Annotated in this window: 15 protein-coding genes; 4 read left to right on the forward strand and 11 right to left on the reverse strand. The window is 63.4% G+C overall.

What is annotated here, in order from left to right:
- The first annotated feature begins 86 nt into the window (after nt 1-86).
- On the forward strand, nt 87-1055 hold the full coding sequence (locus tag JM946_RS16860) for a Gfo/Idh/MocA family protein (protein ID WP_203168508.1): 969 nt from the start codon (nt 87-89) through the stop codon (nt 1053-1055).
- On the opposite strand, the gene JM946_RS16865 is transcribed toward JM946_RS16860, so the two are convergent.
- Nucleotides 1024-2259, reverse strand: a complete 1236-nt coding sequence (locus tag JM946_RS16865; RefSeq protein WP_203168509.1) for a hypothetical protein — start codon at nt 2257-2259, stop codon at nt 1024-1026. The genes JM946_RS16860 and JM946_RS16865 overlap by 32 nt on opposite strands.
- Before the next feature lie 515 nt (nt 2260-2774).
- On the opposite strand from JM946_RS16865, the gene JM946_RS16870 reads away from it, so the two are divergent.
- Nucleotides 2775-3926 (forward strand): adenylate/guanylate cyclase domain-containing protein, encoded by a 1152-nt coding sequence (locus JM946_RS16870; protein ID WP_203168510.1) that lies wholly within the window; start codon nt 2775-2777, stop codon nt 3924-3926.
- 5 nt (nt 3927-3931) lie between these two features.
- Here JM946_RS16870 and JM946_RS16875 read toward each other — a convergent pair whose 3' ends face one another.
- From JM946_RS16875 to gspC, 6 genes are all read right to left on the reverse strand, one after another.
- Complete coding sequence (locus tag JM946_RS16875; RefSeq protein ID WP_203168511.1) at nt 3932-4633, reverse strand: UdgX family uracil-DNA binding protein; 702 nt, start codon at nt 4631-4633, stop codon at nt 3932-3934.
- Between the two features lie 130 nt (nt 4634-4763).
- Nucleotides 4764-5036, reverse strand: coding sequence for a hypothetical protein (locus tag JM946_RS16880; RefSeq protein ID WP_203168512.1), 273 nt, complete (start codon nt 5034-5036; stop codon nt 4764-4766).
- A 144-nt stretch (nt 5037-5180) separates the two neighbouring features.
- Nucleotides 5181-6398 carry a type II secretion system inner membrane protein GspF gene (gspF, locus tag JM946_RS16885; RefSeq protein WP_203168513.1) on the reverse strand — a complete coding sequence of 406 codons (1218 nt, stop codon included), beginning with the start codon at nt 6396-6398 and terminating at the stop codon, nt 5181-5183.
- Between the two features lie 6 nt (nt 6399-6404).
- A complete protein-coding gene (gspE, locus tag JM946_RS16890; RefSeq protein WP_203168514.1) occupies nt 6405-7928 on the reverse strand; it encodes a type II secretion system ATPase GspE in 1524 nt (507 codons plus the stop codon).
- Nucleotides 7929-7962: 34 nt separating this feature from the next.
- Entirely contained in the window at nt 7963-10113 is a 2151-nt protein-coding gene (gspD, locus tag JM946_RS16895; RefSeq protein WP_203168515.1) for a type II secretion system secretin GspD, read from the reverse strand.
- A 52-nt stretch (nt 10114-10165) separates the two neighbouring features.
- Nucleotides 10166-11107, reverse strand: coding sequence for a type II secretion system protein GspC (gene gspC / locus JM946_RS16900; RefSeq protein WP_203168516.1), 942 nt, complete (start codon nt 11105-11107; stop codon nt 10166-10168).
- Between the two features lie 457 nt (nt 11108-11564).
- Between gspC and clpS the strand changes: the two genes are divergently transcribed.
- Together clpS and clpA are read left to right on the forward strand one after the other, a co-directional pair.
- Entirely contained in the window at nt 11565-11882 is a 318-nt protein-coding gene (gene clpS / locus JM946_RS16905; protein WP_129645834.1) for an ATP-dependent Clp protease adapter ClpS, read from the forward strand.
- Nucleotides 11883-11997: 115 nt separating this feature from the next.
- Nucleotides 11998-14280, forward strand: a complete 2283-nt coding sequence (gene clpA, locus JM946_RS16910; RefSeq protein ID WP_203168517.1) for an ATP-dependent Clp protease ATP-binding subunit ClpA — start codon at nt 11998-12000, stop codon at nt 14278-14280.
- 23 nt (nt 14281-14303) lie between these two features.
- Here the strand turns inward: clpA and infA are convergent, their stop codons facing one another.
- The 4 genes from infA to trxB all read right to left on the reverse strand — a co-directional run bounded on the left by infA (nt 14304) and on the right by trxB (nt 17581).
- A complete protein-coding gene (gene infA / locus JM946_RS16915; protein WP_116810962.1) occupies nt 14304-14522 on the reverse strand; it encodes a translation initiation factor IF-1 in 219 nt (72 codons plus the stop codon).
- 116 nt (nt 14523-14638) lie between these two features.
- A complete protein-coding gene (gene aat / locus JM946_RS16920; RefSeq protein WP_203168518.1) occupies nt 14639-15379 on the reverse strand; it encodes a leucyl/phenylalanyl-tRNA--protein transferase in 741 nt (246 codons plus the stop codon).
- A gap of 52 nt (nt 15380-15431) precedes the next feature.
- Nucleotides 15432-16610 (reverse strand): GNAT family N-acetyltransferase, encoded by a 1179-nt coding sequence (locus JM946_RS16925; RefSeq protein ID WP_203168519.1) that lies wholly within the window; start codon nt 16608-16610, stop codon nt 15432-15434.
- A complete protein-coding gene (gene trxB / locus JM946_RS16930; protein ID WP_203168520.1) occupies nt 16610-17581 on the reverse strand; it encodes a thioredoxin-disulfide reductase in 972 nt (323 codons plus the stop codon). Before trxB ends, JM946_RS16925 begins: the two co-directional genes overlap by 1 nt.
- Nucleotides 17582-17905 lie beyond the last annotated feature (324 nt).

Consider the following 17905-nt stretch of genomic DNA (forward strand, 5'->3'; position numbering starts at 1 on the left):
CATCCCGGATGGGAGGTCGCCCCCGGGCGATGGCCGTCGGCTGCGGCTATGATCGCGATCTTTCTTCCCGGCCCAAGGAATTCGTGATGTCAGATGCCACCCACGCGACTCAGCCGCTGCGCACCGCCGTGATCGGCGTTGGGTATCTCGGCCGGTTTCATGCGCAGAAGTACGCACAGATTGCGGGTTCGAAGCTCGTGGCGGTGGTGGATGCAAATGCCGAGGCGTGCGCCAAGGTGGCCGCTGAACTGGGCACCCAGGCCATCTCCGATTATCGCGAGCTGATCGGCAAGGTGGATGCGGTGAGCGTGGCGGTGCCGACGCCGTTGCATCACAAGATCGGCTGCGACCTGCTGAAACAGGGCATCGACGTGCTGATCGAAAAGCCGATCGCCACGACGGTGGAGGAGGCGCGTGAGCTGGTGGATCTGGCGCGCATTCACAGGCGTATTCTGCAGGTGGGACATCTGGAGCGCTTCAATCCGGCGGTGCTGGCGGCCGCGGCGCGCCTGCATACCCCGCGCTTCGTCGAATCCCATCGTCTCGCGCCATTCAAACAACGCGGCACGGATGTGAGCGTGGTGTTGGATCTGATGATTCATGACATCGATCTGATCCAGGAGCTGGTGGGCACGCCGATCGAGAGCATCGATGCGGTCGGCGCCACGGTGTTCTCGGGCGAGATCGATATCGTGAATGCGCGTCTGCGTTTCCAGGGCGGCTGCGTCGCCAACACCACGGCGAGCCGCATCAGCCTCAAGCAGGAGCGCAAGATCCGCATCTTCCAGGACGATGCGTATCTGTCGGTGGACATGCAACAGAAGATCCTCACCGTGATTCGCAAGAAAGAAGGCGAGGCGCCGGTGGAGTCCCCCGCGCAGGTCTCGATCGAAGAGCAATCGTTCGATCAGGGCGATGCGCTGCTCGCCGAGATCGAAGCGTTTCTGAAGGCCGTGCGTGAACGCAGCACGCCGGTGGTCACCGGCGAAGATGGGCTGCGCGCGCTCGAGACGGCGATGAAGATTACGGCCCTGGTTCAGCCAGAGGCTTCGTAAGCATTTCCCTTCGCAGCGATTGCAGCGGCTTGCCCGCGACTTGCTCGCCGATCTCTTGCAGCTCGGTGAGACTGATCTCGCCGCGCCTGGCGGCGAGCTTGCGCGCGACATCGTCCAGGCTGGCCGTGTTGTTGGTGACCTTGCGAATTTCTGCATCCACTGCTTGAAACACCAGCACGGCGCGCGCAGTCGTTGCGCCCGTTGAGCTCCGGGCGAACAGCGTCGGCGCGCGTTGCGCCCACTTCTGCAGATTCTCCACTGCCTGCTCATAGCGTTTCTGGCCGATGCCGCCGGAGCGACGCAAAGTTTGTATGGAATAAAACTCGGCGAGGCCCTCGACGATCCAGTCGCTCTCCTTGTCGCCGCGAATGCCGAGCGCCACGTGCACCAGTTCATGCAACAGCGGACTGGTGCGGTTCTCGCTGATCAGCGGCCGGTCCGAATGCAAAAAGATCGAGGCCGGACCCGACAGACCGCCGCGCCACATCGGATCGCCGGCGGAGACGATGAGCACGCGCTTGGGAAAGTCGGGAAACACCTCCAGCAGCTTGGGCAGATTCCAGTTCATGAAGGCGAGGGCGTCCTGGCGGCGCGCGTTATCGCCTTCAGGCGCGGCGATCACCGCATTCACGTGGCCGATGCGCTCGCTGCGCACGCCGAGCTTGCCGATCAGCATCCAGCCTTCGGGCTGATCGAAGCGACGGGTCGGATCGTCGATGCGAATGCGCTGCTCGCCGGAGGCCGCATACGGCGTGACGGCGGACCAGCCTTTCGGCAGATCGAATTCGAGCGTGGTGCGCGAACGTAAGCTGCGCGCCGCCGTGACCCGCGTGCGGGGGGCAAGCTTATCGCCGCGAAACAACGCCCAGCTCGAAGTCATGTACGAGTCGTAGCTGCCCGAGGAGCGCTGATGGTTGACGATGAACTCGTAGCTCAGGCTCGAGCGCTTGCCCTGGGGTCGCCAGATCACCTCGTCGGCGCTGACCTCGAGCGGCTCGTTGGAGCGGAAGTTTCGATAGCGCTTCGGATCGATCCGCAGCACCAGCTTGCTCGGCAGCTTCTCGCCCGACACATCGAGCTGCACCTGGGCATGGGCGATCCCGGGCTTGAAGGCCGCGCGGTAGGCGGCGTCGTAGTAGGCGGTCTCGGCCGCGATCGCGGGCCTGGCCGCGGCCAGAAGGGCGATCCAGAACAACGTGCGCATTGACAGAGGCGGCCATGACGAAGCCCGCCATGACAAAGCGGGCCGTGACAAGGCGAACAGGGCCGGCGGTTTCGAGGTCTGAAGGATCAACGGGTACGCATCCTGTCGGGGCCGATACATTCGCGCGCTAGTGTAGTCGGCGAGAGCGGGTTTTCCGCTGCGAGGCCCGCTTTTTTGACAGAACTCCGCCAGCGCCCCGACGAAACCCGAGCGAAAGTGTGAACGGCTTGGCGTTCGCTGCGCATTGCCGGTAGGATTCGCCGCCATGTAAATGTCTTTACGCACTTTCCGTCATGCCCGAGATGCTTCCGGGCGCGACGGTGAGTTCCGTGTGACATGCCCTGATCGTCTTGCCGAAAAAGATGGGCTATCCCTTGCACCTCATCTCCAGCGAGGGGTCCGCATCAACACAGGCCGCATCCTGATCGATGCCCAGGCCCTGACGATGAGCCCGCAATGATGAATGGCCAGCCTGACGAGTGGGGAAGCGCAGTGACCACGAGGAATTACGGACGATGTCCGCGACTCTTTCCGCGACGTTCAGAACATTGCTGGTGAGCAGCTCCGAGTCGAGCCGTGCGTTGCTCGAACGGTTGCTGGATGGCTCGGATTTCGTGATCGACGATATGGTCGCGCCCGACCAGGTGATCGCGAGCGTCGCGCGTCGCGCGCCCGATCTGATCGTGATCGATGTGGAAGCCGACGCCACTACGCTCACTCGCGTGTGCGGCGTGCTCAAAGCCAATCCCACCACCTTGCTGGTGCCGTTGGTGGGGCTTGCGAAATCCGCCAAGCAACGCCTGCTTGCGTTTGAGGCCGGCGTCGATGACTTCCTGACCCATCAGGTGCGTCGCGACGAGTTCATGGTCCGCGTGCGCTCGTTGCTGAAGGTGAGCGCTGCGCGTCGACAGCTCGCCGCCGAGCAGCTGGCCGAGGAGGTCAAGCGCCGCGAGCTGATTCGCGCCGCGTTCCGTCGGTACATTTCTCCGAAGCTCGCCGATCAGATTCTCGCCAGCCCCGAGCTGCTCGACTCGATGTTTGCAGGCACCCACAAGCGCACGCAGGTGGCGGTGATGTTTGCCGATATGCGCGGCTTCACCGCGCTGTCTGAACGGCTCAATCCTGAACAGGTGGTCGAGCTGCTGAACGAGTTCTTCAAGCTGCTGACCGATATCACTTTCGAATACGAAGGCACGGTGTTCAGCATGGCGGGCGACAGCCTGCTGGTGGGCTTCGGCGTGCCGGTGGCGCAGGAGGATGGTGCCGAGCGCGCCATTCTCGCCGCCAAGCTCATGCTCGAGAAATTCGCCGGCCTCGCGCATCGCTGGACGCAGCGCTACGGCGTGGAGACCGGTCTGGGCATCGGCATCAACGTGGGCGAGGTGATCGCAGGCAACATCGGCTCGCCCTCGTACATGAACTACACCATCATCGGCGATACGGTGAACGTCGCCTCGCGGCTGGGTCAGCGCGCCCGCGCGGGCGAGATGTTGTTCTCGGATGCGGTGAAGACATGGCTCGATGAGCGCGGCGTCGATGTGGGCGCCATGCCGTTGCCCTCGCTGGTGCTGCGAGGCCGCTCGAGCCCGATCGGCATCTTCTGCGTGCCGACCAGCAACAACGAGCGTCTCGACTTCCGTCCCGACGCGACCCTGCCGCCGCATTAGTCGCATCAAGCAGGCGCGTACGTCCTCGCAAGCTTCAGGTCTTCGACGAACTGTTGAAAGGCCGCGTCGCGATCTTCATCCGGCACGCGCAGCAGGTAGGACGGATGCACCGTCACGATCACATCCGCCGTGACCGAGCCTGCGAGTTCCTTTTCCTTGATGACGTGACCGCGATTCTTGCCGATCGCAGTGGCGCGACCGAACACGGCGCGCGCGGCGGTTGCGCCCATCGCAACCACGAGCGCTGGCGCGATGAGTCGCAGCTCATTGTCGAGCCAGTGCTGCTGGCAGATGGAGATTTCCTGTTCGTTGGGTTTTTTGTGAATGCGACGTTTGCCGCGCGGCTCGAACTTGAAATGTTTGACGGCGTTTGTCACATAGGTTGCGCGGCGCTCGACGCCGGCTGCCTGCAGGGCTCGATCCAATAGTTTGCCCGCCGGTCCGACGAACGGTTTGCCCGTGAGGTCTTCACGGTCACCGGGTTGTTCACCGATCAGCACGATGCGCGCGGTGGCGCGACCTTCCCCAAATACCGTCTGGGTGGCGTTCCTCCATAGTGGACAGGCACGACAATGCGCCGCTTCCTCGCGCAACGCTGTGAGCGAGCGTGCAGTGGGTCGGGCAGTCGTTGGCGTGTGCGACTCACGCGTGCTTTTCTTTGCAGGCGTGCGACGTGGCGCTCGCGTCGATGGCGTGGGGTGGATCATGCCGTGCATCCGTCCATGCAATGGATGCTGGAACGGTCGCCCCCTCGGATCGGTTCCTACCGATCCGAGACAATCAGACAAGCCGTCTGGGTTGCTGATCCGAAGTGCGTCGGCGGATTGCGGGCGCGAATCAGACGTCGCCGACCGATTCGTCGTCGCCGCTCGCGTCCTCCTCGTCCAATCCGATTTCGTAGTCGTCGAAATCAGACAGCTGTGCGGCCGTCTCGCGTTCTTCGCGAATGCGCTCCAGTCGACGCCAGGCGGGCTCGCCGGCCTTGGTGACGTTTTTCTTGCGCTTGTCGATGTCGGCGATCAAATGATCGACATCGAGGTCCTCGGATTCGACGGCGCCGCCGTCGTCCTCTTCATCATCGAACTCTTCGGATTCCGGCTTCTCGCTCATCGACGGCGATCCCGCAAATTGCCGCAACGCCCCAGGGTGAGTTATGGCGCGAGTATATAGAGGGAAGACTGCACTCCCGCAATAGCGTCTTTGCCAATTCGGTGAACCAGTCGTCGGCGCGGCCCCCGGCCGCCACGCGATCTCTCATCTAATCAACGTATTGAGCTGGAAGATCGGCAGCAGCATGGCCAGCACGATGAGCAACACCATGCCGCCCATGAACAGGATCATCAGGGGCCCGAGCAGACCCACCGCCGCGCTCAGGATCGAGTCCATCTCGCGCTCCTGGTTGGTGGCGGCGCGGTCCAGCATGGTTTCCAATTCGCCGCTCGACTCGCCGCTGGAGATGAGGTGAATCATCATCGGCGGGAATATTTTCGCCGAGCCCAGCGACTTGCCGATGGGCGCGCCTTCGCGAACTCGCGTGGCGGCATCCTGAACCGCATCGCGCATCGGCAGGTTGGTGACCACTTCGCCGGAGATGCGCAGCGCTTCGAGCACCGGCACGGCGCTCGACGTCAACGTGGAAAAGGTGCGCGCGAAGCGTGCGGTGTTCGAGCCCCGCACCACCTTGCCGAACAAGGGCAGACGCAGCAGTGCGGCATGAAAGCGGCGTCGTGCATTCGGATCGCGCAACCAGCGCCTGAAACCCAGCACCGCAAGCACCAGACCGACCACCACCAGCCAGCCCCAGTCGCGCAGGAAGTCGGAGATCGCGATCAGCACCTGCGTGAGCATGGGCAGCTCGGCCTTGGAGTTTTCGAACTGCTTGACGATCTTGGGCACCACGAAGGTGAGCAGCAGGGCGACGATGGAGATACACACGATGAACAGCAGCACCGGATACAGCATCGCGTTCACGGTGCGGCTGCGCAGTTGCTCACGGTTCTCGGTGTAATCGGCGAGCCGCTCGAGCACGGTGTCGAGGTGCCCCGACTGTTCGCCGGCGGCGACGGTTGCGATGTAGAGCTCTGGGAAGACGGTCGGAAAATCAGACAAGCCATCGGCGAGCGTGTGACCTTCCATGACCTTGGCGCGCACGCCCATGACGATGCTGCGCACTCGCGGCTTCTCGGTTTGCTCTGACACCGCGGCGAGCGCTTCTTCCAATGGCAGGCCCGAGCGCACCAAGGTGGCGATCTGTCGTGTCAGCAGTGCGAGATCCGCCGCTGACACGCCGCGCTTCAACGTAAAGCGCGACTCGCGTTGTTTCTGTTCGCTCTGCGAGACCTCGTTGACCGCCAGCGGCAGTAGCGCCTGATCACGCAGCAGCTGACGGACTTGTCTTGCGGTATCGCCTTCCAGCACGCCCTTGCGTTCGCGGCCGGAGGCATCGACCGCGGTGTATTCGAAAGCACCCATGTGTGATTAATCTTCGCGTGTGACGCGCAGCACTTCCTCGACGGTGGTGACGCCGGAGAGCACCTTGGCGCGACCGTCGTCGCGGATGCTTGGGGTGAGCGTGCGAGCGTAACGTTCCAGTTCCTGCTCGCTCGCCCCGTCGTGGATCATGGTTCGCATGGTGTCATCGACCAGCACCAGTTCATAAATGCCGGTTCGCCCTTTGAATCCTTGGGTCGCATCGGCGCCCGGTCGGTACAAGGTGGGCGAGGGCGCATTGTCCGGCACGTTGAGCAAACGTCGCTCGTATTCGCCGGCGGGATACGCCTCGCGCGTGTCAGGGTTCAGCACGCGCACGAGGCGTTGAGCGAGCACGCCGATCAAGCTCGACGACAACAGGAACGGCTCGACGCCCATATCGCGCAAGCGCGTGACCGCGCCGACGGCGGTATTCGTATGCAACGTCGAGAGCACCAGGTGTCCGGTCAGCGACGCCTGCACGGCGATGTGCGCCGTCTCGAGGTCACGGATTTCGCCGATCATCACCACGTCCGGATCTTGACGCAGGATGGCGCGCAGACCGCGCGCAAAGGTCATTTCGACCTTGGTGTTCACCTGCGTCTGACCGATGCCGTCGATGTAATACTCGATCGGATCCTCGACGGTGAGGATATTGCGCGTGTTGTCATTGATCCGCTCGAGCGCGGAGTAGAGCGTGGTGGTCTTGCCCGAGCCGGTGGGCCCGGTCACCAGGATGATGCCGTGTGGCTTGTGGATCAGCTCGTCGATGAGCTTCTGCGAGCGTGGATCCATGCCGAGCGCATTGAGCTCGAGCCGGCCCGCTTGTTTGTCCAGCAAACGCAGCACGACGCGCTCGCCGTGGCCTGCGGGAATCGTCGAGACGCGAACGTCGACGGCGCGACCGGCGACGCGCAGGGAGATACGACCGTCCTGAGGCAGGCGCTTCTCGGCGATGTCGAGCTTCGACATCACTTTGATACGCGACACCACGAGCTGCGCGACCGCGCGCTTGGATTGCAGCACTTCACGCAAGACGCCATCGACGCGGAAGCGCACCACGAGCCGATTCTCGAACGGCTCGATGTGAATATCGGAGGCGTTGTCCTTGACCGCCTGGGTGAGGATGGCGTTGATCAGTTTGATGATCGGCGCCTGGTCGTCGCTTTCGAGCAGGTCCGAAGGCTCAGGCAGATCCTGCGCGAGATGCGCAAGGTCGGTGTCCTCTTCGACGCCTGCCCCGGCGGCCTGCATGGCGGAGTTGCCGGCTTCGTACTGCTGACGCAGCAGCTGATCGAACGTCTCCGCTTCGACTCGTCGCAGCTGCAAGGGCATGCCGAGCACGCGTCGCAGCTCCGCGATCGCAGCAGGATGCGCGCCCGGACGATACACCACCTCGGCGGATGTCTCGCTGATCTTCTGCACCAGCACGCCGTGACGTTTGCAGAACGTGAACGACAATGCCGACGCGGCGGCTGCAGGCGCGGACGCTGCGCCTCGCGCGGCGACCAGAGTTTCAACTTGTGCGCTCATGACAACACCTTGTCTTTCGCAGCGGGGCGGTCGATCACGGCCTCGGTTGATCCGGCGGCGGTGTCTGCTCCGGCAGCGGTTGAGTTTCAGCCGGCGGCGGCATCTCGCGACTGGTGCCTGGCGTGGGCGCTTCGGCGCCGGCGGTCGGGTCGGCGTACTTGGACAGATCCTCGATCGGCGGCAGCAGCGGCTGGCGTTCGCCCGGCAACAACGTCACTTTGCCTTTCTTACGCTGCAGCTGCTGATTACGCAGCACGTTGTACTTGGCGTTGGTCTCGATGGCCGCGTCCACGCCGTCACGCAGGATGGTCGGACGGATGAACACCATCAGATTACGCTTGGTCTTGTTGCCGTTGCGAGTCTTAAACAGCTCACCGAGGATCGGAATACTCCCCAGGATCGGCACCCGCGCCTCACCTTCGTTGGCGCTGTCGCTGATCAGCCCGCCGAGCACGATCACGCCGCCGTCCTCGACCAGCACCGTGGTGGAGATGGTGCGCTTGTTGGTGATCAGATCGACCGCGCCCTGCACGCCCTGGGTGAGGTCGGAATTCTCCTGTTCGATCTTCAGCTGCACCGCCGTGCCTTCGTTGATCTGCGGCGTGATCTTGAGGATGTTGCCGACCTCTTCGCGCTGAATGGTCTGGAACGGATTGACCGCGCCCTGGTTGGTGGTGCCGGTGTTGGTGTATTGGCCGGTGATGAAGGGCACCTCCTGCGCGACCTTGATCTCGGCCTCCTCGTTGTCGAGGGTCGTGATGGAAGGGGTCTGCAGGATGTTGCTGCTGCCGTCGCTACGCAGCGCACGTAACAACAGCGCGAAGTTGAGTCCGCCTTCTTCGATCAGGCCGGCGCCGAGGGTCAGGCCGGTGGGTAGACTCACGTTGCCAGATTCCAGCACATCCGGATTGATGATGGCCGAGGCCAGGCTGCCAATGCTGGTGCCTCCCACCGACTGATTGAACGTGCCGATGGGAATGGTGGTGCCTTCCTCTTCGCTGAAGATCGCCCAGTTCACGCCCAGTTCGGCAGCGCGCTGCTGGGTGATCTCGACCAGGATCGCTTCGAGGTGCACCTGCGCGCGACGGATGTCGAGCTTGTCCACCACCTGCATGATCTGCCGCATCATCTTGGGGGCGGCGGTGATCACCAGGGCATTGGTTTGCTTGTCGGCCCAGATCGTGGTGTTGCGATCCTGAGCGGCGGCCGGGGCAGCCGCACCGGCCGCGCCGCCCGGCGCGCCCGCGGGCGCCTGGGTGATGCCGGTCACTTGTTCCTTCAGCTTGCCGGCGAGCTGCTCTGCGTCGGCGTAATTGAGATAGCGGACTTGCGTGTCGCCGCCGGATTCGAGCGGCGTATCGAGGTGCATCACCAGGCCTTTCAATCGCAAGCGTTGGCCCTTCTCACCGGAGATCAGCACGCTGTTGGTGCGATCATCCGCCACGAGCTTGGCCTGCATGCCCGGCGCTTCGCCTTGTTGTTGAGCCCCTTGTGACAGCGCGTTCACCACGCGCACGATTTCCGAGGCGCTCGCGTTCTCGAGGCGCACGATCTCGATCTCTTCATCGCCGGCCTGATCGAGCCGCTGCACGATGCGCATGATGCGCGAGATGTTGTTGGCCCGATCCGAGATGATCAGCATGTTCGAGGCGGGGTAGGCGACCAGGTGACCGTTCTGCGGGATCAAAGGCCGCAGCACCGGCACCAGCTGGGCGGCGTTGATGTTGCGCACCGAGATCACCTGCGTGACGACTTCATCGGAGTCCGGGTTGACGCTGCCCGGCAGATCGTTGCCCGGGATCTGACGCGCATTGGCGTCGGGCAGGATCTTGATGTTGTCGCCGCTCGGCACGGCGATGAAACCATGCACCTGCAGAATGGACAGGAATGTTTGATAGAACGCATCCGGCGTCATCGGCGTGGATGAGCGGATGGTCACCTGCGCCCGCACGCGCGGGTCGACGATGAAGGTCTTGCCCGTGATGGTGGCGACCGCATCGATGATCTCGGTCAGCTCCGCGTCACGAAACGCCGGCGTGATGGTCGCTTGCTGCGCAGGCGGCTGCTGAGCCGAAGCGGACATGCACGTGAGCAGGCACGTCAAAGTAAGCGCCAGAATGCCGGAGCGTTTGCCGCTGAGCGCGCTGGCCGGCTTCCCTGCGAGTGGAGTAATAGAGATCGTCATGGACGGTCCTTGACTGTGCAAAGGCATTCGTTCGTTCTTGGCGGGCAGGCGCTCATTCGGCGGAGCGCGGCTGCACGTTCGGTCGTTGGCCAGGTCGCGGGCTCGCGTTCGGATCGGGCACGCTGAGCTGCGCCATGTTCAAAGTCAGCTCCTGCGACTGACCGTTGCGTTCCACGGTCACCGTGACCCGATCGGCGCTGCCGATGGTGTTGAAAATTTCCATGCCGCGCTGGGGATCGTCGAGCGGCGTGCCATTGATTGAAAGCACCAGATCGCCCGGCACCAGTCCCAGCTTGGTGAACTGGGCGCGATTACGGCCCGGGTAGACCCGGTAGCCGCGTTGCACGCCATTGGCGAACACCGGCTGAGGTCGGATGATTTCGGCAAAGGCGCTCGGGTTGTTCTCGGCGATGCGCCGGAGGTTGTCGGCGACCTGGTTCTGCGCCGGTGGCGGCGGGCGGTTGATCACCAGCGCGCCCGAGGAGCGCTTGGGCAGCGACAATGCTTCCAGGTTACCGTTGCGGTCGAGAATGACGCGATCGATATACACGGCGTGCAATTTGGTGCCCGGTCGCACCGTGCCGCCGACCGCGAAGACTTTTGCCGACTGCGACGACTCGCCGATGATGGCCAGGCCCTTGGCGGGGTCCTCGGAGGCGAATACTGCCGACAACACCAGATTCATCTGCGTCGCCGGCGCGTTGGCCGCGTCGGGTTGAGTTTCCGCCGCGGCGACATCAAACAGATGGGCGTTCACGATTGCCTGAATGTCCACGCCGCTGCGAACCGGAGCAATGTTCATCGGCGGGGGCGCGGTCGGCGGCAGCGGCTGCGGCCCCCGATCGAGCAGCAGCCAGGTGAGTTGCACCAGCTGCCACGCGATGGCGATGACCAGCACGACCATCACGACCTGCGGCGCCGTCTGTGACACGCGGTCGAGCCACTGCTGCGGCGTCAGGTTCTGAAATTCGTGCAATTTGGCGGACAGCGGCATCGTTCGGATACGTAACCAGTGGCGGCGGTTGTAACGGCTCTTCATCCACCCATTGCGAGCTCACGGCGCAGCTCGTGCCGCAGCCGGTGGCGGATCAGTCCCTGAATCGGCGGCGCGCCGGCGGGTCGCAGCGTCCGACCGGCGGACTTGCCCGACCCCCATGCGCCCGACATGATACGGAGTGGCGTTAGTTTGTCACAAGAGATTGTTCCCATTGATGAAAGCCCTGTCGCAAAAGCCCGAATCCCGGGCCCTGCGCTGACGGCGTCGGCCGACACGAGCGGCTCGCGGCGATCATAGACCTCGGCCGCTGCGCCGTCGTGACGCGTCGCCGCGCCCCGCTGGATAATGGCGTTTCGACAGCGTGCGACGGGCGAAGTGCGGTGCGATGGGTGCTGCCTTGTAATGTCCGGGCAACCCCCCTATAAAGAGTGCGAACTGGTGGCGCGTTAAGTTGATGACGGAAGAGAGCACACGGCATGAGCGGGAGCTGGTCGCCGAGGAAGCCGAGCCAAAGCTCAAGCGTCCTCCGTTGTATCAGGTGGTCCTGCTGAACGACGACTACACGCCGATGGAATTCGTCGTGGATGTGCTGGAACGTATCTTCGGCATGGATCGTACGACGGCCACGCGCGTTATGCTTGAAGTGCATACCAAGGGCAAAGGGGTGTGCGGCGTCTTCACCTTCGAGATCGCCGAGACCAAGGTCGCGCAGGTGACCACGTACGCGCGTCAGCACCAGCATCCTCTGTTATGCACGATGGAGGAAACGTGAAGCCGTTCACCGCATCCATTCGTATGCCTGTCAGCCTGGAAACCGGACCCGACGGGCAGCCGAACCTCCGGCGCAAACGGCGGTCCATTTATTAGGTATTGGTGAGAGTCAGTCCGTGTTAAGCAGCGAACTCGAAATCTGTCTCAACGAGGCTTTCCAGTCGGCGCGCGAAGCGCGGCACGAATTCATGACGGTCGAGCATCTGTTGCTCGCCATCGTGGATACGCCGAAAGTCCGGGAAATCCTCCGAGCCTGCGGCGCGGATGTCGCCCGTCTGCGCAAGGACCTGAAGGACTTCATCGATCAGACCACACCCCGGTTAAAGGATGATGACGATCGCGAAGTGCAGCCGACGCTGGGCTTCCAGCGCGTCCTGCAGCGCGCGGTGTTCCATGTGCAGTCGAGCGGCAAGAAGGAAGTCACCGCGGCGAACGTGCTGGTCGCAATCTTCAGCGAGAAGCACTCGCATGCCGCCTACCTGCTCTCGATGCAGGATGTGGCCCGGCTCGATGTCGTCAACTACATCTCCCATGGCCTGTCGAAGATCGCCGAGGACCGTCCGGATAAGGACGAGTCCGCGCCCGGCGCCGAAGCCGAGCGGGGCGAGCCCGATGGCGGCACGGCGCTCGAGAAGTTCACGACCAATCTGAACAAGCAGGCGATGGAAGGGCGGATCGATCCGCTCATCGGTCGGCGCACCGAGATCGAGCGCACGGTCGAGATTCTGTGCCGTCGTCGCAAGAACAATCCGCTGTACGTGGGTGAGGCCGGCGTCGGCAAGACCGCGATCGCCGAGGGTCTGGCGCGCATGATCATCGAGGACAAGGTGCCCGATGTGCTCTCCGACAGCGTCGTGTACTCGCTCGACATGGGCGCGTTGATCGCGGGCACCAAGTACCGCGGCGATTTCGAGAAGCGCTTGAAGAGCGTGCTCAGCGAGCTGAAGAAGAATCCCGGCTCGATCCTGTTCATCGACGAGATCCACACGGTGATCGGCGCCGGCGCGGCCAGCGGCGGCGTGATGGACGCGTCCAACTTGATCAAGCCCGCGCTCGCCAATGGCGAGCTGCGTTGTATCGGCTCCACGACCTACACCGAATACCGCGGCATCTTCGAGAAGGATCACGCGCTTGCGCGTCGCTTCCAGAAGATCGACATCGTCGAGCCAACGGTGCCCGAGACGGTCGAGATCCTGAGAGGGCTGCGCTCGCGCTTCGAGGAGCACCACAACGTGAAGTATGCGGACGACGCGTTGGTCTCGGCGGCGGAGCTCGCAGCCCGTCACATCAACGATCGTCAGCTGCCCGATAAGGCCATCGACGTGATCGATGAGGCCGGCGCCCGGCTGCGCCTGAAGCCCGAAGGCGAGCGTGAGACCACGGTCACGACCCAGATGATTGAAGATGTCGTGGCGCGCATCGCCCGCATTCCGCCGAAGAACGTCTCGACCTCCGATAAGGACGTGCTGAAGAATCTCGAGCGTAATCTGAAGCTCGTGATCTACGGTCAGGATCCGGCGATCGAGTCGCTCGCCTCGGCGATCAAGATGTCGCGCTCAGGCTTGGGCGATCAGCGCAAGCCGGTCGGCTCGTTCCTGTTCGCCGGCCCCACCGGCGTCGGCAAGACCGAAGTCACGCGTCAGCTGGCGATCGCGTTGGGCGTCGAGCTGATCCGCTTCGACATGTCCGAATACATGGAGCGGCATACGGTGTCCCGTCTGATCGGCGCGCCTCCGGGCTATGTGGGCTTCGATCAGGGCGGTCTGCTCACCGAGGCCATCAACAAGCATCCGCACTCGGTGCTGTTGCTCGATGAAGTCGAGAAGGCGCATCCGGATGTGTTCAACCTGCTGCTGCAGGTCATGGACCACGGCACGCTCACCGACAACAACGGGCGCAAGGCCGATTTCCGCCACGTGGTGATTGTCATGACGACCAACGCCGGCGCGTTCGAAATGAGCCGTCCGTCGATCGGCTTCACCCCGCAGGACCACACCACCGACGGCATGGAAGCGATCAAGCGGCTGTTCTCGCCGGAGTTCCGCAACCGCCTGGACGGCATCATCCAGTTCAGCGGCCTGGATCCGCGCACCATTCAGCGCGTGGTCGACAAGTTGCTGGTGGAGGTCGAGGCGCAGCTGGAGCAGAAGGGCGTGCAGCTGCACATCGACGACAACGCGCGCGAGTGGATGGCGCGCAAAGGCTACGATCCGAAGATGGGCGCTCGGCCCATGGCTCGCGTGATCCAGGAAGCGATCAAGCGACCGCTGGCGGAGGAGCTACTGTTCGGACGCCTGGTCGGCGGCGGTCACGCGTTCGTCACCGTCGGACCGGACGACAAGCTCAAGGTGGAAGCGCGCGCCGATACGGAGCAGGCGCTGCTCGAAGAGTCCAAATAAGTAGGAAAGCGGAAGCGGCCGCGTCAGCGGCCGCGGTACACGATACGACCCTTGGTGAGATCGTAGGGCGTGAGCTCCACGGTGACCGCGTCACCCGTGAGGATGCGGATATAGTTTTTACGCATCTTGCCGGAGATATGCGCAATGACGGTGTGGCCGTTGTTCAGCTGCACCTTGAATGTAGTGTTGGGCAGCGTGTCGATCACGCGGCCTTCCATCTGAATCGCATCTTCTTTCGACATGCACTCTCTGGGACTGCCCGGCAGGGCCCGCCGGCAAGGCGCGCGAATTGTGCATAAAGCCCCCAGGCATTGCAATTGACGCTCGCCCGTGGCGGTGGCAGTCCGCCCTCTGATTGTCAAACTTCCACAGGCGGCGGTTCGTTCCCCGGTGGGCTCGCCGCATCATTCCAGAGCCCGGGTTCGTATGGGCCGTTGACGTGCTCGGCGAGCGCCTCGGTGAACTGCGCCCGAGGAATCATCTGGGCCCCGAGGCTCATCAGGTGCGGGGTCGACATCTGACAGTCGATCATGTGAAAACCGCGCGCAAGCAGCTCTTCGCACAGGCGTTTGAGCGCCACTTTCGAGGCGTCACGTTCGGTGCTGAACATGGATTCGCCGAAGAACATGCGCCCCACCGCGACCCCATACAGCCCGCCGACCAGCCGGTCATCGAGCCACGTTTCCACGGAGTGGGCGAAGCCGAGCTTGTGCAATTTGATGTAGGCGGCGCGCATCTCGGGCGACAGCCAGGTGCCGCCGGGTCGCAATTCGCTGCTGCCGCAGGCGCGGATCACGTCGCGAAACGACGTATCCATGCGCGTGACAAAGCCACGATTGCGACTTGATTTGAGCAGGCTGCGCGAGACTTTGAGCTGACCGGGCATCAGCACCGCGCGAGGATCGGGACACCACCACAGAATGGGCTGGCCGCGCGAGTACCAGGGGAAGATGCCGCGGCGATACGCCGCCAGCAAGCGGATCGGCGATAAGTCGCCGCCTGCCGCCAGGAGGCCGTCCGGCTCGACCAGCGCGCGGTCGACCGGGGGGAAAGCGTCAGGTGAATCGTGCTCCGAAAGCCAGACAATGGAGCCGCGCATGGTTCAGCGCCCGCGGCTTAAGAGCCATTGCCACTGCCATTTGCTCGTCCTCTCATTCGGGCTCTGCATGATCCACCTCGCTTCCATCGCGCTTGCGATGAAACGGCACGTGTTGCTCGACCTGCAGCATATATTGATCAATCGCCGCGCGCTCATCATTTAAGTAAGCATCGATGGCGCGGCGAAAACGCGCATCGGCGATCCAGTGCGCCGACCAGGTGGCGGTCGGCTCGAAGCCCCGCGGCACCTTGTGCTCGCCCTGGGTGCCCGGCTCGAAATGCTGTAAACCCTGCTCGATACAGTACTCGATGCCCTGGTAGTAGCAGGTCTCGAAATGCAGGCTGTGGAAGTTCGCGGCGGCGCCCCAGTAGCGGCCGTAGAGCACCTCATCCCCGCGGAAGAAGATCGCGGTGGCGATGGGGTTCCCCTGGTATTCGGCGAGCTTGATCACGATCGCTTCGGGCATCACTTGAGAGACGGTGCGGAAGAACTCGACGTTCAAGTAGTGCTCATGACCGTGTGACTCGAAGGTCGCGGCGGAGAAGCCGAATACGATGTTCCACAGCCTCGCATCCATCTCCGCGCCGGTGAGCGTGCGATACGTGACGCCGCCTTCGCGCACGCGCCGACGCTCGCGCAGCGCCTTCTTCCGCTTGTCAGAGCGGAAGGTCGCAATGAAATCATCGAAGGTCCGGTAGCCGCGGTTGTGCCAGTGAAACTGACAATCCTTGCGCCACAGATACGCCTGATCGCTCAAGCACACGCGATCTTCATCGGTGAGGAACAGCAGATGCGCCGATGATATGCGCTCGGCCCTGGCGTGCGTGAGCAGCTCTTGGCTGAGTCGCACGCGCGCTTCGGGCGGCGCAGCCGGCGCCAGCAACAATCGCGGCCCGGTCGCCGGCGTAAACGGCGGCATGCTCACGAGTTTCGGGTAGTAGCGCAGGCCCGCCTGGTCGTAGGCGCGGGCCCAGCTCCAGTCGAAAACAAACTCGCCCCACGAGTGGCTCTTGCGATACAGCGGCATGGCCGCGACCAGCCGGCCATCGCTTTCGAGCACCAGATGCTGAGGCGACCAGCCGGCCGCCTCGCCGACGCAGCCGGCGCGCTCGAGCGCCAGCAGAAACTCATGTCGAACGAAGGGATTGCCCCCAAGCGCCAGCGCATTCCATTGCGCGGCGGGGATGCGATCGATGCTCTCGATGAAGCGGGCGTGCAGAGTCGCTGCCATCAGCCCTTGAGATTAGCCGCATCGATCTGGTCGAGATACTTGTCAGCATCGAGCGCGGCCATGCAGCCGGTGCCGGCCGAAGTGATGGCCTGACGATAGACGTGATCGGCCACATCGCCCGCGGCGAACACGCCGGGCACGCTGGTCTGCGTGGCCATGCCGTTCAAGCCGGACTTGGTGATCAGATAGCCGCCTTTCATCTCGAGCTGTCCTTCGAACAGCTGCGTGTTGGGCGCATGACCCACGGCGATGAACAGGCCGTGAATCTGCAGCTCTTTCTTCGGGCCGCCGGCCACGGGCGCAAGGCGCACGCCGGTCACGCCGCTGTCATCGCCGAGCACTTCATCGACATTGTGATTCCACACGATCGAAACTTTGCCGGCCTTTTCGCGTTCGAACAGATGGTCCTGCAGGATCTTCTCCGAGCGCAGCTTGTCGCGACGATGCACCAGTGTGACGTGCGAGGCGATGTTGGAGAGATACAGCGCCTCTTCGACCGCGGTGTTGCCGCCGCCGATGACCGCGACCTTCTGATTCTTGAAGAAGAAGCCGTCGCAGGTGGCGCAGGCGGAGACGCCACGGCCGCGATAGTTCTGCTCGGACTCAAGGCCCAGATACTTGGCCGTTGCGCCCGTGGCGATGATCAGCGCATCGCAGGTGTAGCCGCCGCGGTCGCCTTCGAGGCGGAAGGGACGTTGCGACAGATCGACGCTGTTGATGTGATCGTTGACCACTTCGGTGTTGAAGCGTTCGGCGTGCTTGCGCATGCGCTCCATCAACAGCGGACCGGTGAGGCCATGCGGATCGCCCGGCCAGTTATCGACTTCGGTGGTGGTCATGAGCTGTCCGCCTTCCTCCAGGCCGGTCAGCAGCAGCGGCTTGCGATTGGCGCGCGCGGCGTAGACGGCGGCAGCGTAGCCCGCGGGGCCCGACCCCAGAATGATCAACCGGGAGTGGCGGGGAGTGCTCATGTATGATTCACCTTCACGGTCCTTAAGCGTGGACGCAACAGTTCTGACAATCTGTGAGGGCAAGGGCCGCGAATAGCAACGCCGCGCTGTTCTTCGTGAACGGCCGCCATGCCCTCGTTACGGGTCGTATGCGCCCATCAGGCGCACCGGGCAGGGGGCGAATGGTATTGAATGCGCCCCGCGCCGCCAAATTGACTGTCTCGATGCCGGTCATCGACGGACACATTCGCCAGCGTGCCCGATGGGCGCGCGTTCAGCTTTTGGCTTAGCCCGGCGAGGCGGGGTTGAGGTATAGTGGCGCTTCGATTTTTCAGGCGGTTACGC

The organism is Steroidobacter gossypii (assembly GCF_016801985.1).
In the GTDB taxonomy this organism is placed as follows: domain Bacteria; phylum Pseudomonadota; class Gammaproteobacteria; order Steroidobacterales; family Steroidobacteraceae; genus Steroidobacter; species Steroidobacter gossypii.